This is a genomic window from Kribbella sp. NBC_00382 (assembly GCF_036067295.1).
GTDB lineage: Bacteria > Actinomycetota > Actinomycetes > Propionibacteriales > Kribbellaceae > Kribbella.
In genome coordinates this window covers 7,900,905-7,917,858 of sequence record NZ_CP107954.1, presented here as the reverse complement: position 1 = coordinate 7,917,858, position 16,954 = coordinate 7,900,905, and the positions used below count along the sequence as shown (strand labels likewise).

Sequence of the window (16,954 nt, the reverse complement as noted above, 5' to 3'; positions counted from 1 at the left end):
CCGCCCCCGAAGACAGTCAGAGAACGGACTTTATCGACGCCGGCCGACGGATCGAAATCGGCGCCCGGCCAGTCTGTGGACAAACAGTCCGGGCGAGCCGCCGAGGCACCCGGGGCGTCAGTCTCGCGAGCGGCGGCGGAAGGCGGCCACGGCGAGAGGCGCGAAGACGGCCGTGAAGAGGAGCGACCAGGCGATGGACGCGATCACCGGGTGCTGCAGCGGCCACTGGGCGTCCGGTGAAGGTGCCAGCCCGTTGCCCCACAACTGACGGCACGCCGCGGTCAGCGCCGACACCGGGTTCCACTCCGCGATCAGCTGCAGCCAGCGGGGCATGTCCTGGGTCGGCGCGAAGGTGTTGGCAACGAAGGTGAGCGGGAACATCACGGTGAACATGAAGCCGTTCACCGCCTCTACCGAGCGCATCAGCGACCCGACCCAGATGCCCAGCCAGATCATCGAGAAGCCGAAGAGCAGCAGGAGCAGGTAGCCCAGTACGCCGTTGACCAGCCCGTCGCGGATCCGCCAGCCGATCAGTAGGCCGGTCGCACTCATCACCACGATGCCGATACCGGAGTGGATCAGGCTCGAGAGGCTCCGCCCGACGAGCACGGACGAGCGTGAGATCGGCAGCGACTTCAGCCGGTCGACGATCCCCTTCTCCAGGTCGCTGGTGAGCCCGATGGCCACGATGGCGGAGGAGAAGATGATGGTCTGCGCCATGATCCCCGGCAGCAGGAACTCCCGGTACGACGTACCGGGCACGTCGATCGAGCCGCCGAAGACATAGGCGAACAGCAGGACGAACATCACCGGCTGGATGGTCACGTCCAGCAGCATCTCGGGCATCCGCCTGATGTGCAGGAGATTGCGCCAGACGACGGTCAGCGACTGCTGCAGCAAGGTGCGCTGGTGGATCGGCGGCCTGGTCATCACGGCGGTCATCGGACGGCCTCCTGCTCGGTCAGCGTCTCGCTGGTATCGGTCGGTTCGGCGCGGCGGCCGGTCAGGTGCAGGAAGACGTCGTCGAGGCTCGGGCGTTTCAGGCCGAGATCGTCGACGTCGATCCCACTGTCGGCGAAGACCCCCGCGATCCGGGTCATATCGCCCAGGCCGGCCGCGGGCGCCGTGAGTCGCCGGCTCACCTCCTCGACATGCACCTCGGGTGCGTGCTGTCGCAGGAGTTCGGCGGCGCGCGGCAGGTCAGCCACCTCCGAAACCGTGACGACCACGCTGGCCCGGCCGGCCTCGTCCTTGAGCTGGGTCGGCGTCCCGGCCGCGATCACCTTGCCCTTGTCGATCACGACAATCTCGTCGGCCAGGTGGTCGGCCTCCTCCAGATACTGCGTAGTCAGCAGCAAGGTGGTGCCGTCCCGGACCAGGCCGCGCAGTACCTCCCACAGATCCGCGCGGCTGCGAGGGTCGAGTCCGGTGGTCGGTTCGTCGAGGAACAACACCGGCGGCGCGGCGACCAGACTGACCGCCAGATCCAGCCGTCGCCGCATGCCGCCGGAGTAGGTCTTCGCCACCCGGTCGGCCGCATCCGTCAGCAGGAACCGCCCGAGCAGCTCGTCCGACAGCTTGCTCAGATACTTGGTCGGCAACCCGTAAAGCCTGCCGATCAGCCGGATGTTCTCCCGGCCGGTCAGCAGTTCGTCGATGGTGGCGGACTGGCCGGTGAGGCCCATGCTGCGCCGTACCGCCGCGGGTTCCTTGATCACGTCGTAGCCGGCGACCCGGCCGGTTCCGCTGGTGGGCACGCTGAGCGTCGTCAGCATCCGCACCGTGGTCGTCTTGCCGGCGCCGTTGGGACCGAGCAGGCCCAGCACCGTTCCTTCGGGGACGACGAAACTCACCCCGTCGACGGCACGGTTCGTGCCGAACTCTTTCACCAGATCGATCGCTTCGACTGCAGGTCCGTTGGACATGGGCTCACCCTAGATCGCCCTGCCGACAACCCGCCGAGGCTTTTCTGCACGGCAGAAAAGCGGATGACGCCGGGCTCCGCGTTCCCTACCATCCGAAGCATGATGAGACTGCTCGGCTAGTGCGTCCTCAAACGCTCTAGCCGACCCCAGCACACCGGCCGGTGCGGACGCCCACGAAGGCGTCCCCGGTCACGGTTTGCTGTTCTCATTCACCGGAGTCACCCCATGGCACCGTCATTTCCCGACGCCTTGCCGATCGGAGCGCAGCACCCGCGTGGCCGCGCCCTGCTCGCCGTTCGCAAGGATTGCGTCCCCGGCCGGATCCTGGTCGAGGGTAGCTGGGAGCACAGCCAGTTGCTCAGCACCCCGACCGTGATCGACACCTTCTACTACTGTCCCGACGCCTGCGACCAACCAGAAACAGCGGCCGAGATCGCTGCGAGAGCACGAGAGGTCTACCGGATCTCACCGAAGCTCCTGGCCCGAGTCAGCCGAAAGAACCGGTCTGATGGGCTCGTTTCCATTGCCCAGCTCCCCGAATGGCGAGCCGAGGAAGTCCGGTTCAGCGGGTCGTCGCTGGTGCTGGTCGCGGACGGAGTCGAGTACGCCGGCAACCTCGGCACCCTGATTCGCACGGTCGACGCAGCCAAAGCCGACTGCCTCATCCTGACCAGCCGCCGGGCCAAACTGACCAACCCCGCTGTCTACGCCGCCAGCCGCGGCATGGTGCTCACCACGCCAGTGCTCGAGTTCACGAGTATCACCAAGGCAGCGAGTTGGCTCAGGCAGCACGCGTTCGACGTCCACCTGGCCGACCCCGCGGCAACGGGCAGCTACCGCGTACCGGAGTACAGGGGAAGAACTGCGTTTGTGGTCGGCTCGGAAGGCGAAGGGCTGCACGAGGACTGGCGCATGCAGGGGTTCAAAACCCTGAGCATCCCGATGCTCGGGCAGGCGGACTCGCTCAACGTCGCGCTGTCAGCCGGCATCCTGCTCTTCGAGGCCCGCGCCCGCAAGGAGGGGTGGTGACGCCGTCGACCCGCGCTCGATCAGCCGGACCTCCAGCGTGATCGGGTCGACGGGATGTTCCTTGCCCTCGATCGTGCCCAGTAGCAGCTGTACTGCGATCGCCGCCTTCCGCGGGATGTCCTGCGCGATCGTGGTCAGCTTGGGCGTCACGTAAGCGCTCAGGTCAAGGTCATCGAACCCCAGCACCGAGACGTCGGAGGGTACCGAGAAACCGCTCTCCGCCAACCCCTCCATGATGCCGATCGCCAGAATGTCGGCGGTCGCGAACACGGCTGTGGCCGAAGGATGCAAGGACTTCAGCCGCCGCCCGAGCTCGCGACCGCTGGCATGCGTCGTCGTCGCCGTGACCAACCGCTCCTGCCACGACAACCCCGCTTCGGCAAAGGCCGCCTGAAAGCCGGCGAACCGCTCGTGCACCACACCAACGTCGGTAAACGACGGCCCCGCGAAGACGATCTCCCGATGCCCGAGCTCCAGCAGATGCCGAGCCGCCAGCAGCGCACCGGTGTAGTCATCGGACCGTACTCCGGTAGTCAACGGATTCCCCGAATAGCTGTCGATCGCCAGCAACGACACCTTGCCGACCGCGCGCGCCGTGAGCCGATCGATCTCCTCATCCAGGAACCCGAGCAGCACCGCCCCATCCAGGCTCCACGACTGCAACGCCTCAGCAACCTCCGCCGGAGCAGCGATCCCACGAAGCAACAGGTGGTACCCGCCCTTGCGCAGCTCCCGCTCGATCTGCCCGACGATCGCCACGTTGTGCGGGCTGATCATCAGGCTGTCCTCGTCGGCCGCCGGCACCAGCAAGCCGATCAGCCGCGACGACTTCGCGGCGAGGCTGCGGGCCGATGCGCTCGGCACGTAACCGCGCTCCGCGACGATCCGCTGGATCCGCTCGATCGTGTCCGGTGAGACCCGGGCGCGCTTGCCGTTCACCACGTTCGAGACCGTCATCATGCTGACCCCGGCCTCGTCGGCGATGTCCTTCAGCGTGACCCGCACAGGGGCTCCTCTCGATCGTCGCGGCCAGGATACGAGTGCAACTCGCCCATTGACACCTGCCCGGATACGGCCTTACGGTCCCACCAAGGTGGAGCGCTAAACCTATCACGATCGAACGGAGTCAGGGTGAGCAAAGAGGTGAGCAACGAGCAGTGGTGGCGGGACGCGGCGATCTACCAGATCTACCCGCGCAGCTTCGCCGACGGGAACGGCGACGGCACTGGCGACCTGGCCGGAGTCCGGTCGCGACTGCCGTACCTGAGCAGCCTCGGCATCGACGCCATCTGGTTCACCCCCTGGTACCTCTCCCCGCTCGCCGACGGCGGGTACGACGTGGCCGACTACCGGGTGATCGACCCGGCCTTCGGCACCGTCGAAGAAGCCGAGCAATTGATCGCCGAGGCAGCGCAAAGAGGCATCCGCACGATCATCGACATCGTCCCGAACCACATCTCCAGCGAGCACGCATGGTTCAAAGAGGCGCTCGCAGAAGGCCCGGGCTCACCGGCAAGGGAACGCTTCTGGTTCAAGGACGGTGAGGAACAACCGACCGACTGGATCTCTAGCTTCTCCGGCGACACCTGGACCCGGACGAAGAACCCGGACGGCACGCCGGGGGAGTGGTACCTCCACCTCTTCACCCCCGAGCAGCCCGACCTCAACTGGAATCACCCCGACGTCCGCCGCGAACACGAGGAGATCCTCAGGTTCTGGTTCGACCGGGGTGTCGCGGGGATCCGGATCGACTCGGCCACCATGCCGGTCAAGGATCCCAGCTTCCCGCAGTACGGCGAGACCACCGAGCACCCGTACGTCGATCGCGACGAACTGCACGACATCTACCGCTCCTGGCGTGCCATCGCTGACGAGTACGCCGAACCGCGGGTGCTCGTCGGCGAGACCTGGCTGGCCGATCCCGAGCGGTTCGCCCGCTACCTCAGGCCGGACGAGATGCACACCGCCTTCAACTTCGACCTGATGGGCCGGCCCTGGGATGCCTTGCAGCTACGCGAGTCGATCGAGTCGACTCTGGCTGCTCACAAGCCCGTCGACGCGCCGGCCACCTGGGTGCTGTCCAACCATGACGTCACCAGGCCGGCGACCAGGTACGGACGTGAGGACAGCTCGTTCTCGTTCCAGGCCAAGCGGTTCGGCGTACCGACCGACCTGGCGCAAGGGCAACGGCGGGCGCGGGCGGCCGCGCTGCTGACGGCCGCGTTGCCCGGGTCGCTCTACGTCTACCAAGGCGACGAACTCGGCCTGCCCGAGGTCGAGGACCTGCCCCTCGCTGCCTTGCAGGATCCGATCTTCCACCGCTCCGAAGGCGCCGACCCCGGCCGCGACGGCTGCCGCGTACCGTTGCCTTGGACAACTACTGGCCCGAGCTTCGGCTTCAACACGCAAGGCTTCACGCCCTGGCTGCCACAGCCCGCGGACTGGGGCGCGCACTCCGTCGAGGTGCAGGAACGCGACCCTGACTCGATGCTCGCCCTGTACCGCGCGGCGCTGCACCTCCGCCGCGAGCTGCCCGCCGAGTTTGCCTGGCACGAACTCAACACAAGAGACGTCATCGCCTTCAGCCGGGGAGAGCGCTTCCTCTGCCTGGTCAACCTGGGCGGCGAGCCGATCCAGCTCCCGCCGTACGGCGAAGTCCTGCTCGCCAGCGCCGCCCTGGCCGGCGAGTGCCTCCCCACCGACGCAGCCGTCTGGCTGACCACGAAGTAGGAGAACCACGACATGAAGCTCACTCCCATCGCCCTGGTGGTCGCCCTGACCGCGAGCCTGACCGCGTGCTCCGGGTCGGACGACAAAGCAGCAGTCCCAGACGGACCGGTCACTCTGACGGTCGCCCGCGATCCCGGCCTCGACAAGGGCGCGATCGCCGCCTTCGACGCCCGGGTCGCGCAGTTCGAGAAGGACAACCCGAAGATCGACGTGGTGCCGCAGGAGTACAACTGGACCGCGACGACCTTCACCGCGCAGCTTGCTGGTGGCACGCTGCCCGATGTCTTCACCGTCCCGTTCACCGACGGCCGCGGCCTGATCGAGCGCAAGCAGATCGCCGACATCAGCGGCCTGGTCTCCGCGCTCCCGTACGCGACCAAGTTCAGCGAGAACGTCGCCAAGGCGGGCAAGGCCGAGGACGGCAAGATGTGGGCCGTCCCGATCGCGGCGTACGGGCAGGCGCTGCACTACAACCGCACCCTGTTCAAGCAGGCCGGGTTGGACCCCGACAAGCCGCCGACGACCTGGGATGAGGTCCGTGCGGACGCCAAGCAGATCGCGGACAAGACAGGCAAGGCCGGGTACGCCGAACTGACTACCGACAACACAGGTGGCTGGATCCTCACCACGCTCGACTATGCGTTCGGCGGCCGGACGGAGAAGCTCGACGGCGACACTGCGACGGCACAGCTCGACACACCGGAGATGACCTCGGTACTGCAGTTGCTGAAGGACATGCGCTGGTCGGACAACAGCATGGGCGCCAACTTCCTCTACGACTGGGCAGGGATCAACCAGGCCTTCGCCTCCGGCCAGATCGGGATGTACGTGTCCGGGGGAGGCAACTACGGCTCCCTGGTCACGCAGAACGCGCTCAAGCCCGTCGACTATGGCGTAGCGACCATCCCGCTCGCCAGTAACGACCAGGCCGGAGCACTGGGCGGTGGGACGCTAGCGACGGTCAGTGCCAAGGCCAACGACGGGGTGAAGGCCGCTGCCGTGAAGTGGATCGACTACTTCTACATGAAGAAGCTGGCCGACAAGGACGCCGCAGTACTCGATGCGAAGACCGTTGCCGCCTCCAAGCAGCCAGTGGGTGCGCCGCAGCTACCCGTGTTCGACAAGGCGACGTACGACGAGTCGCTGGGCTGGGTGAAGGAGTACGTGAACGTTCCGCTCGACCAGATGAAGCCGTACACGGACAAGATGTTCGACCAGCCCCTGGTGACCGAGCCGGTCCGGTCGACGCAGGAGGTCTACAAGCTGCTCGACCCGGTCGTGCAGTCGGTACTGACCAACAAGGACGCGGACATCGCGAAGCTGCTCAAGAACGCCAACGCCGAGGCGCAGACCCTCCTCGACCGGAAGTAGCCCCTGATGAACAGAGGTCGCGGTAGTGGCCTGAGCACGCTGGTCTTCCTGCTGCCGCTGTTACTGGTCTTCGGTGTCTTCTCCTGGATCCCGATCCTCAGGGCCGTGGTGATGAGCTTCCAGGAGACCAACCTGGTCACCCCTGCGACCTTCGTCGGCCTGCAGAACTTCAAGGACGTCCTGGCCGACCCACTGCTCTGGACAGCGGTCAAGAACACCCTGTACTTCGCTCTGCTCGCCCTACTGTTCGGCTACCCGGTCCCGCTCATCGCTGCAGTCCTGATGAGCGAGGTACGCCGCTTCAAGGGTCTCTACAGCGCACTGGCCTACCTGCCCGTGGTGATCCCACCGGTAGTCGCAGTGCTGCTCTGGAAGTTCTTCTACGACGCCGGACCCAATGGCGTCTTCAACACCATCCTCGGCGCAGTAGGCATTGGGCCGGTCTCCTGGCTGCAGGACTCGGGCAGTGCGATGCCTGCACTCGTCATCGAGGCGACCTGGGCCGCAGCCGGCGGCACAGTCATCATCTACCTCGCTGCACTGACCGGTGTCACCACTGACCTCTACGAAGCGGCCGAGATCGACAGAGCGTCGATCTGGCGCAAGATCTGGCATGTGACGCTGCCGCAGCTCAGGGGCGTCCTGCTGATCACCTTCATCCTGCAGATCGTCGGAACGTCGCAGGTGTTCCTGGAGCCGTTCTTGTTCACCGGCGGCGGCCCGGCGAACTCCACGATCACGATCCTGCTGCTCATCTACGACTACGCGTTCGCGAACAGTCTCGGTGGCGAGTACGGCGCCGCGACTGCGCTCAGCATCATGCTGGCCGTTGCCCTGGGCATCCTGTCGGCCGTCTACTTCCGCCTGACCCGATCCTGGAGCCGCTCATGAGCCGGGGCATCCTCTCGTCGTCGGACTGGCGCCGCCCCGGCGTACGGCGTACTGCGCGGTCAGTGCACGTCCTCCTGCTAGCCGTGCTGATCACCGTCGGCCTAGGCCCGATGCTGTGGCTGGCCAAGGCGGCAGTCACTCCAACCCAGGACACCTTGCGCGCGCCGCTCGCGTTGTGGCCGCACGGGATCGACTGGGCCAACCTCTCCACCGCCTGGACGCGGGTGGAGATCGACAAGTACTTCCTCAACACCGTCGTCCTGGCGGCCGGCTCCTGGTTCGTCCAGTTGCTGGTGGCAACCACGGCCGGCTACGCCCTGTCCGTACTACGACCCCGCTACGGCAAGGCGCTCACCGGGATCGTGCTCGCGACGCTCTTCGTCCCGTCGGTCGTGCTGCTCGTCCCGCTGTATCTCACGATCGTCGACCCGCCGTTGCTGAAGACCTCGCTGATCAACACGTTCTGGGCGGTCTGGCTGCCGGCCGGCGCGAACGCGTTCAACATCCTGATCGTGCAGCGGTTCTTCGACAACCTGCCCCGGGAGGTCTTCGAGGCCGCCCGGGTCGACGGCGCCGGACCGTACCGGATGTTCTGGTCCGTCGTCCTGCCGATGTCGCGCCCGATTCTCGGCGTGGTCTCGGTGTTCGCGATCATCGCGGCCTGGAAGGACTTCCTCTGGCCGTTGCTGGTCCTGCCCGATCCCGATCTGCAACCCCTGTCCGTCCGTCTCCCCGCGCTGCAGAAGTTCGTCGAACTCGATGTGTTCCTGGCGGCACTCGCGATCTCGACGGTGATTCCGGTGGCGCTGTTCCTGGTGTTCCAGCGACTGTTCCTGAAGTCCAACGCGCTCGGTGGAGCAGTCAAAGGCTAGGTAGTTCCCGCCCCGCAAGACCCTGACAGAAGGGTTCCACAGCCATGCCCAAAAAGAGGTTCGTCACTCTCTTAGCCGCACTACTGGCTACCTCCTATCTGACGCAACCGGCGTCGGCCGCAGGCTTCACTGCGACAGTAGAAGCCGAGAACGCGACCCTGGCCGGAGGTGCGGTCGTCGCTAGCGATCACTCCGGCTACAGCGGCTCGGGCTTTGTCGGCGGCTTCACCGACGGCAACAAGGGAGCTGCTGCGGTCACTGCCGCGGTCAGCGTTCCCACGGCAGGCAGCTACGACCTGTCCCTCAGATATGCGAACGGCACCGGCTCTGCCAAGACCCTGTCTCTCTACCGCGCCGGTACGAAGGTGCAGCAGCTCACCCTGCCGGCATCGGCCAACTGGGACAGCTGGAGCGACGTACACACGACCCTATCGCTCCCCACCGGCTCCAACCAGCTCAGCTACCGCTTCGACGCAGCCGACTCGGGCAACGTCAACCTGGACAAGCTAACTGTCACCGAAGCACCAGCACAGGCCGAAGGCGCCCTCGAGGCTGAGTCGGCGACACTGTCCGGGGGAGCGGTGGTTGCTACTGATCACCCCGGCTACAGCGGCTCAGGCTTCGTAGGCGGCTACACCGACGCGAACAAGGGCAACGCGGCCACCACGTTCTCTGTCAGCTCTACGAAGGCCGGGAACAGCACTGCCACCCTCCGCTACGGCAACGGCACCGGCGTGGCCATGACCTTGTCCCTGTACGCCAACGGCACCAAGGTCAGGCAGATCAGTCTCCCGGCCACCGCCAACTGGGATACGTGGGGCACTGCGGCCGAGGCAGTCCCAGTGGTCGCCGGTACCAACACCATCGCGTACAGGTTCGACAGCGCCGACTCCGGCAACGTCAACCTCGACAACCTCACCGTTGCCGCCCCTACCGACCCACCGCCCTCCGGTGGAGCAGCATTGGAAGGCTCCTTCCTCTCCGGCGGCGCCACAGTCGGTACTGCGATCGCCGGGTACGCCGGTACCGGCTACGTCACCGGCTTCACCGCGACTGGCAGCCGCGCCATCCGCACGGTCAACGTCACCGCCACCGGCAATGCAGCCACCACCCTCAGGTACAGCAACTCGACGGGCAGCACCAAGACCCTCAGCGTCTACGCCAATGGCGTGAAGGCCGGCCAGGTTTCGTTGCCTGCCGCAAGTGGTTGGGCAACGGTGCAGCAGTCCCTCCCGTTGCGCGCCGGCCTCAACCTGATCGGCTACCAGTACGACGCAGGTGACAGCGGCAATGTCGCGCTGGACGACCTCGCAGTCCCCGGATCGACTGACCTGGCGACGCGTGGCGCGACGGTGCCCTATACGGAGTACGAGGCGGAGAACGGCAGCACAAATGGCGTGGTGATCGGGCCTGACCGCACCTATCGCTCAGTGGCATCCGAGTCGTCTGGCCGGCGCGCGGTGCGGTTGGACAACGCCGGCAAGTACACGCAGTTCACGCTGACCAAGGCGGCCAACTCGATCGTGGTCAGGTACTCGATTCCGGATAATGCCGGTGGTACCGGGATTACGGCGCCGCTCGGGGTCTATGTGGGTGGCGCCAAGGTCAAGGACCTCACGCTGACGTCGGCGTACAGCTGGGTCTACGGCAACTACCCGTTCCCCAACGACCCCGGCCTCGGCAATGGTCACCGGTTCTACGACGAGGTCCGGTCCACGCTTCCGTCGTACCCGGCCGGCACGGTGATCAAGCTCCAGAACGACACCTCCACGCCGATCACCGTCGACCTCATCGACACCGAGGTCGTGGCGCCTGCCTACCCGATCCCTGCCAACTCGGTCGACATCACCTCGTACGGAGCCGTGGCCGGTTCTGGTGATGACACGGCGGCGTTCAACTCGGCGATCAGCGCGGCCAAGTCGGCGGGCAAGACGCTGTGGATCCCGGCAGGTGTGTTCGACCTGACAGCACGGGTGAACGTCGACAACGTGACGATCCGCGGCGCCGGCATGTGGTACTCGACGATCCGCGGCAACGCGGGCCGCGGCGGGTTCTTCGCGACGGGCGGCAACGTGCAGCTCGCCGACTTCTACTTCGCCGGTGACGTCCGCTACCGCGACCCTGACGGTTCGGTGACCACCGACGCTGCCATGGAAGGCAACTTCGGCACCGGTTCGCTGATCCACAACGTCTGGCTCGAGCATTCGAAGGTCGGCCTGTGGGCCAACAGTGGGACCAACGGCCTGTACGTGGCCGGCGTGCGCATCCGCGACATGTTCGCCGACGGCGTCAACCTCAACACCTTCAGCGGGGACGGCAGCGTGGTCAGCAACAGCCGCGTCGACCAGAGCGTGTTCCGCAACACCGGTGATGATGCGCTGGCGATGTGGTCGTTCAACAGTTCGGTCGCGAACTGCGCGTTCACGTTCAACACCGCGTCGCTGCCGGCGCTGGCCAACACCGCCGCGATCTACGGCGGCAACGGCAACCGGATCGAGGACAACCTGTTCTCCGACACCGTCTACACCGCGTCCGGGATCACGATCAGTACCTGGCACTCGGCCCAGCCTTTCTCCGGTACGACGTCCGTCCAGCGCAACACGATCACCCGGGCGGGCGGCTTCAACACGGACTGGAACAGCAGTCAGGGCGGCCTGTGGATCTACGCCGAAGCGCGGGAGATCACCACGCCCGTGCTGATCAAGGACGTCGACATCATCGACAGCACGTACCAAGGCATCCTGATGAGCTGGCAGAAGAACGTGACCAATATGACCTTCGACCACGTCAAGGTCCAGAACACCGGCACCTACGGCATCGACCTGCAGGTCGCCGGCTCCGCCACCTTCAACTACGTCACTGTCACCGGCACGCCGTCCGGCGGCCTCAACAACGCCTTCGGCTTCACCCTCAACCGAGGCCCCGGCAACTCTGGCTTCTGACGATCCCCAACCCCCAGCCCTCCCGCGCCCCTGACCGCCGCGGGAGGGCTGGCTACTTAAGATGAGGTGTCAATCGGGCTAGCTGGGAGTGGTGGCGTGGCGTTTGTAGCGGGCGAAGTGGTGGCGCCGGGGGATCCCCGGATCGTGCTGGAGGGGCAGTGGGGGCATCAGCCCGGGCTGGCGATCACGGTGAACTCCGGATCGCGGATCTCCTTCACCTTCAACGGCACCGCCGTGCAGGCGCTGTTCGACATCGGCGGGCTCACCACCGCACCGCACCTCTGGGTCACGATCGACGAGGGCGAACCCACCCTGTACGCCGTTGAGCACCCAGTCATCGAATTGACCACCGACGCAGGCGTCCACAAGGTCGAGATCGTCGTCAAGGACGTGAACGAACACGCCAATCGCTGGAACCCGCCTTTCGGCTGCGCCGTCGTCTTCGCCGGACTCGTCCTCGACGCCGACACCCGATTGCGCCTGGCCGGCCGACCCGGTGGGCCGCGACTCGAGTTCTACGGCGACTCGATCACGCAAGGCGTCCGGTCGCTCAGCGCTCACCCCGAGTCGGAGGGCGCCGACGGGAGCAAGTCGTTCGCCTACCTGACAGCGCGAGCGCTCGGCGCATCGGCGTACCAGGTCGGATTTGGTCGGCAGGGCGTCGTCCGGACCGGGAACGGGGAGGTGCCGGCGGGGATCGAGTCGTTCGGGTGGAACTTCGCCGGGTCGCCCGCCGAGCGGGTCGAGCAGCCGGACGTGGTGGTACTCAATCTGGGCGTCAACGACGAGACGCTGAGTACTGCGCAGTACGGGGAATACCTGCGGCGGGTGCGATCGGCGTACGGAAGCAGCAAGATCGTTGCCCTCAGCCCCTTCAGCGGCAAGCACGCGAGCGAGATCGAGGCGGCGGTGAAGGCGGCCGATGATCCGCTGCTCCGGTACGTCGGTACGGACGGGTGGATCACCGAGGCCGACTGCACGGACGGCGTCCACCCCTCGGTCGACGGGCACGCGAAGATCGCTGCCCGCCTGACCGAGGAACTCACCAAGCTGCTGCGCTCGGCGACCTGAGTCCGAGCGGGTCAGCTTCCCCTGATCAGGTTGGTGGCGAGGACGGGGGAGAAGGTACCGGCGGGGATGCCGCGGACGGATCCGCAGTCGCCGTCGGAGTCGCCGGGGACCTTGAGCCAGAGCAGGCTGTCGACCGTTCCGGAGACGTGGCTGCCGTCGCGTGAGGTGTCGCCCAGTTTGCGGCCGGCCGGGTTGCACCACTGGCCGTTGGAGCCGTTGCCGTTGCGGCTGGTGTCGATCACGAACTGGGCCGGGCTGTTCAGCGCCGCCCGGATCGCGTTGCCCTTGGTGACGGACTGGGCGGTCGTGTAGTAGTTCGACGTGTTGAGCGCGAAGCCGCGGATCTTGCTCACCTCGACCAGGTTGAGCCGGCGCGCCATCTCGCCCGCCTCGATCCAGGTCGCGTTACCGCCGTCCATGTACGCCCAGGTGTTCGGGTTCTTGCTCGCGAACTCGTTCACCGCGTACTTGAGCAGGTCGAGCCGGGTCTGCTTCACCTCGGCCGGGATGCAGTCCAGTTGGGCCAGCGCATCCGGCTCGATGATCACGACCGCTGGGCGGTTGCCGATGCCGTCCGCGAACTGGCTGATCCAGGTGCGGTAGGCCTCGGGCGACCCGGCGCCACCACTGGAGTCGCCACCGCAGTCGCGGCCGGGGATGTTGTACGCGACCAGGATCGGCAACTTGTCAGCGGTGTCCGCGGCGCCGACGAACTGCGACACCGCCTGCTGGATGTTCCCACTCCAGTTGCCGAACCAGCGGCCACCGGCCTTCTCCGCGATGTTGGTGCGGATGGTTGCGGCGGCGGTGTCGGACGGGTGGTCGCGTACCCAGGTCGCCGGGTTGGAGTTCGGGTCGACATAGAAACCAGTCGTCATCGCGACAGGACTGCCTGCGGGTGCTGCGTGGGCGGTGGTGCAGGTGGCTACGAATGCCAGCGCGACTGCCGCGCCGATCAGGTGCCGTCGGTTCATGCGGTTTCCTCTGGGGCGGGGGAGGTGGGACGTCCTGAGACTCTGACGGATCGATGAAATCTCGCTGACTGACAGCGGGACATCCCATGACTTACATTGATCGGTTATGCAGATCGGCTTCGGCGGTTAGGCAGATCGGCCCGAGGTGGCTGCGGCCAGGCGGTCTTGAAGCCGGCCGGCCAGTACTGGGTGGACGCCGTCGCTGACTGCGGCCAAGGCCCGGAGTAAGAGCTCACGGGCTTCACCTGGCTGCAGCGACTGGTAGCAGTCGGCCAGGCCAGTCAGGGCTTGGGCAATGCCCAGCGGGTACTCCCGGTCCTCGCAGAGGCGTAGTACACGCTGGTACTCGTCTTCGGCCTGGTCTCGGCAGCTGTGGGTCAGCAGGCTGCGGCCGAGGTTGAGGCGCGCGTCTACCTCGTCCAGGTAGGTGCAGTTGTCGACAGCGATCTCCACTGCCCGGCGGTGGGTCTCCACAGCTTGCGCATGCCAGCCGAGCTGCCGGTACGCCTCACCCAGGTGGCCGAGCGCGTAGCTGAGCGGGAACTCCAGTGCATGGGTCGCTGCGAGCTCCTGCGCGGTACGAGCTGCCTGTAGCGCTGGTTGGGCGTTGCCTGCGTCCAGGTGGCAGCCGGCCATGCCGTTGAGGAGGTTTGGCTCCAGCCGCTCGTCTCCCAGGGTACGAGCCATGGAGAGAGCCTGCTCGTAGTACTCGAGGGCTACGGCGAAGTTCCACTGCCTGGCGTGCAGTGCTGCGAGGTGGCCGAGAGTGGAGACCGTCGCGCGCTGGTCGTCGGCCAGTAGAGCCAGCCGGAGCGACTCGCGGAGCAGATCGGGCCAGTCTGACTGGAGGTCGAGCGAGCCGACCGTGTAGCCGAGTGAGCCGAGGATGTGCGACTGCAGGGCCGGTGACTCGTCGCTGGCGAGCTCTGCCGCTCGTCGCAGGTCGCACACGCCCTTAGCGGGGCCGCAGCGGAACTGACCGATGTGGCCGCGCAGATACAGCAGTCGCGCCTCACCTGCGCTGTCGGCGGCCCGCTGGGCTGCGGCGAGGCCAGCAGTCAGTACTACGTCCAGCTCGTCCTGCCGAGTACGCCGGTGCAGGTAAGGCGCGAGCGCGACGGTCAGGGGCACCGTCAGCTCGTCATGCCCGAGGCGCTCCGACAGGTCGACGGCAGCGACCAGGTTGGCCCGCTCCGCATCGGCCCAGGCGAGATCCCGGCTCACATCCGGCCCGTCGGGATCCGTGCGGACGGAGTCGGGCAGTAGGTCGTGGTGGTGCGCTGCGGAGCGGCGGGCGGTGCGTACGTAGTACCGGAGGAGGCTGCTGATCGCCTCGTCCGCCTGGTCGTCAGTGGTCATCACCTGAGCCGAGTACTTGCGCAGTAGATCGTGGAACTCAAACCGGCCCGCCCTGGGCTGCAGTAGCAGGCTCGCGTCGACCAGGCTCTCCAGTACGTCCTCGGCCGCGGTGGCCGTCATCCCGCAGAGAGCGGCGGCTCCGTAGCGGTCGATGTCCCTGGCCGGCATCAGACTCAGTCGCCGGAACATCAGCTGCTGATCCCGGGTGAGCTGCTCGTAGGACACAGCGAAGGCCGGCCCCACTCCATCGGTGTCGCCGCTGAGCTCGGTCAGCAACCTAGCGCGCAACCGCTCGTTGAGATGGCTGATCGGCCAGGACGGCCTATGCCTGAGACGCGAACCGGCGATCCGGAGCGCAAGTGGCAGCCGTCCGCACAGCTCCACCAGCTCGGCCACGGCGTCGCGATCAGCAACCCGCTCCGTACCGATCAACTCCGTCAGCAGCGCCACTGCCTCGTCGTCGGTGAGCAGGTCGAGCCCGAGCCGCAGGCTGCTGTCCAGGCTCGCCAGTTGCCGCCGGCTCGTCACCAACACCGCGCAGGTCGGTGCCCCAGGCAACAAGGGCAGCACCGCCCTGCTGTCCGGCGCGTTGTCGAGAACGATCAGCAGCCGCAGCCCGGCCGTCTCGGATCGCCACAGTGACTCACGGTCCGCGGGATCGCACGGCAACTTCTCCGCCGGTACGCCGATACCGCGCAGCAGATGATCGATCGCGTGATCGACGCCGAGTGGCTCGCGACCAGGCGTATGACCGTGCAGATCCACGAACAACTGCCCATCCGGGTACTGCGCCGCAACCCGCCGACCGGCCTGGACGGCGAGCGCGGTCTTGCCGAGCCCCGCCATCCCGTCGATGGCGACAACCGGCGGCGCGCCACGAGTGCCCGGTCGCAGGGCCTTGACGACTGCCTCGAGTTCCGTCGTCCGGCCGATGAAGGTCGCACCGCTGTAGGGGAGTTCATCGCGACCGCTCGGGGGCTCACCGATGTCTCGCAGGAGGAGTTGATGAACTGCCTGCAGGCCTTGCCCCGGCTCGACCCCGAGCTCGTCGACCAGCAACGACCGGGTGCGCGCGTAGGTCTCCAACGCCTCAGCCCGCCGGCCACTGTGGAACAGCGCCGTCATCAGCTGCGCGGCGAACCGCTCGTCAAGCGGCCGCTCGGCAACCAAAGCCGCCAACTCCGGTACTACGTCCGCGAAGCGGCCGGCGCCGATCTCCAGTCCGAGCCGTTCGCTGAGGGCATCGTCTCGCCGCTCAGCGAGTCGCCTTCGCTGGCTGGCCAGGTAGTTGCCGGGCAATCCGCTCAGCGGCTCGCCACGGAACAGGGCGAGCGCATCGCGGTACAGGGCTGGATCCTCGGCCTGGTTGGCAGTCTTCACCGCCGACTCGAAGCGATCGATGTCGAGGGCACCGGGTGGCAGCCGGAGTACGTAGCCGCCTGTCGTTCGCTCGAGGGCTACCTCGGGTGGGAGTGTCTGGCGAATCCGGTAGACGTAGGTCGGGATGACGCGCAGGCCGCTCGACGGTGGGTTCTCGTCCCAGACCAGGTCGAGTAGTTGCTCGGCGGAGGTGACCTGGTTGGCGTGCAGGGCCAGGACTGCCAGCATCGCCTGCTGCCGGATCGGACCTGCGCTGAGCGGAACGCGGTCGTGCCGGACCGTCAACGGCCCGAGCAGATCGATACAGAAGCCATCGGCCATACCAGAGTCTGCGCTCCGCCCCCTGACGCTCGTCAAACTGCCTCCAGCTATTCGATCCTGATCGAAAGGGTAGGTGATTGCCGAGCGGG

General features: G+C 66.7%; 12 protein-coding genes. 7 read left to right on the top strand and 5 right to left on the bottom strand.

Translation table 11 applies throughout. The features are described from left to right. Positions 1-117: 117 nt before the first annotated feature. Both OHA70_RS37145 and OHA70_RS37140 read right to left on the bottom strand, forming a co-directional pair. On the bottom strand, positions 118-942 hold the full coding sequence (locus tag OHA70_RS37145; RefSeq protein WP_328326088.1) for an ABC transporter permease: 825 nt from the start codon (positions 940-942) through the stop codon (positions 118-120). Continuing rightward, the gene (locus OHA70_RS37140) at positions 939-1,925 is read right to left on the bottom strand and encodes an ATP-binding cassette domain-containing protein (RefSeq protein ID WP_328326086.1); all 987 of its coding nucleotides are present in this window, start codon (positions 1,923-1,925) and stop codon (positions 939-941) included. Before OHA70_RS37140 ends, OHA70_RS37145 begins: the two co-directional genes overlap by 4 nt. 225 nt (positions 1,926-2,150) lie before the next feature. Here OHA70_RS37140 and OHA70_RS37135 point away from each other — a divergent pair, with 225 nt between their 5' ends. Continuing rightward, positions 2,151-2,954 (top strand): TrmH family RNA methyltransferase, encoded by an 804-nt coding sequence (locus OHA70_RS37135; protein ID WP_328326084.1) that lies wholly within the window; start codon positions 2,151-2,153, stop codon positions 2,952-2,954. On the opposite strand, the gene OHA70_RS37130 is transcribed toward OHA70_RS37135, so the two are convergent. Next, entirely contained in the window at positions 2,904-3,959 is a 1,056-nt protein-coding gene (locus OHA70_RS37130) for a LacI family DNA-binding transcriptional regulator (RefSeq protein ID WP_328326082.1), read from the bottom strand. The genes OHA70_RS37135 and OHA70_RS37130 overlap by 51 nt on opposite strands. 126 nt (positions 3,960-4,085) lie before the next feature. Between OHA70_RS37130 and OHA70_RS37125 the strand changes: the two genes are divergently transcribed. The 6 genes from OHA70_RS37125 (at position 4,086) to OHA70_RS37100 (ending at position 12,831) form a co-directional block, all read left to right on the top strand. Further along, a complete protein-coding gene (locus OHA70_RS37125) occupies positions 4,086-5,684 on the top strand; it encodes a glycoside hydrolase family 13 protein (RefSeq protein WP_328326080.1) in 1,599 nt (532 codons plus the stop codon). Between the two features lie 12 nt (positions 5,685-5,696). Continuing rightward, positions 5,697-7,055: an ABC transporter substrate-binding protein gene (locus tag OHA70_RS37120; protein WP_328326078.1), complete on the top strand. Its 1,359-nt coding sequence runs from the start codon at positions 5,697-5,699 to the stop codon at positions 7,053-7,055. Between the two features lie 6 nt (positions 7,056-7,061). After that, complete coding sequence (locus OHA70_RS37115; RefSeq protein WP_328326076.1) at positions 7,062-7,946, top strand: carbohydrate ABC transporter permease; 885 nt, start codon at positions 7,062-7,064, stop codon at positions 7,944-7,946. Beyond that, a complete protein-coding gene (locus tag OHA70_RS37110) occupies positions 7,943-8,818 on the top strand; it encodes a carbohydrate ABC transporter permease (RefSeq protein WP_328326074.1) in 876 nt (291 codons plus the stop codon). Before OHA70_RS37115 ends, OHA70_RS37110 begins: the two co-directional genes overlap by 4 nt. 44 nt (positions 8,819-8,862) lie before the next feature. Next, positions 8,863-11,760: a CBM35 domain-containing protein gene (locus OHA70_RS37105; protein ID WP_328326072.1), complete on the top strand. Its 2,898-nt coding sequence runs from the start codon at positions 8,863-8,865 to the stop codon at positions 11,758-11,760. Positions 11,761-11,856: 96 nt separating this feature from the next. After that, the gene (locus OHA70_RS37100) at positions 11,857-12,831 is read left to right on the top strand and encodes a GDSL-type esterase/lipase family protein (RefSeq protein WP_328326070.1); all 975 of its coding nucleotides are present in this window, start codon (positions 11,857-11,859) and stop codon (positions 12,829-12,831) included. Between the two features lie 11 nt (positions 12,832-12,842). On the opposite strand, the gene OHA70_RS37095 is transcribed toward OHA70_RS37100, so the two are convergent. Further along, the gene (locus tag OHA70_RS37095; RefSeq protein ID WP_328326069.1) at positions 12,843-13,805 is read right to left on the bottom strand and encodes a glycoside hydrolase family 6 protein; all 963 of its coding nucleotides are present in this window, start codon (positions 13,803-13,805) and stop codon (positions 12,843-12,845) included. A 126-nt stretch (positions 13,806-13,931) separates the two neighbouring features. Then, complete coding sequence (locus tag OHA70_RS37090) at positions 13,932-16,865, bottom strand: AfsR/SARP family transcriptional regulator (RefSeq protein ID WP_328326067.1); 2,934 nt, start codon at positions 16,863-16,865, stop codon at positions 13,932-13,934. Between the last annotated feature and the right edge of the window lie 89 nt (positions 16,866-16,954).

Coding starts and splice junctions, on each gene's coding strand:
- OHA70_RS37120 (WP_328326078.1), top strand. CDS start 5,697: ATGAAGCTCACTCCCATCGCCCTGGTGGTCGCCCTGACCGCGAGCCTG.
- OHA70_RS37145 (WP_328326088.1), bottom strand. CDS start 942: ATGACCGCCGTGATGACCAGGCCGCCGATCCACCAGCGCACCTTGCTG.
- OHA70_RS37115 (WP_328326076.1), top strand. CDS start 7,062: ATGAACAGAGGTCGCGGTAGTGGCCTGAGCACGCTGGTCTTCCTGCTG.
- OHA70_RS37090 (WP_328326067.1), bottom strand. CDS start 16,865: ATGGCCGATGGCTTCTGTATCGATCTGCTCGGGCCGTTGACGGTCCGG.
- OHA70_RS37095 (WP_328326069.1), bottom strand. CDS start 13,805: ATGAACCGACGGCACCTGATCGGCGCGGCAGTCGCGCTGGCATTCGTA.
- OHA70_RS37105 (WP_328326072.1), top strand. CDS start 8,863: ATGCCCAAAAAGAGGTTCGTCACTCTCTTAGCCGCACTACTGGCTACC.
- OHA70_RS37135 (WP_328326084.1), top strand. CDS start 2,151: ATGGCACCGTCATTTCCCGACGCCTTGCCGATCGGAGCGCAGCACCCG.
- OHA70_RS37140 (WP_328326086.1), bottom strand. CDS start 1,925: ATGTCCAACGGACCTGCAGTCGAAGCGATCGATCTGGTGAAAGAGTTC.
- OHA70_RS37110 (WP_328326074.1), top strand. CDS start 7,943: ATGAGCCGGGGCATCCTCTCGTCGTCGGACTGGCGCCGCCCCGGCGTA.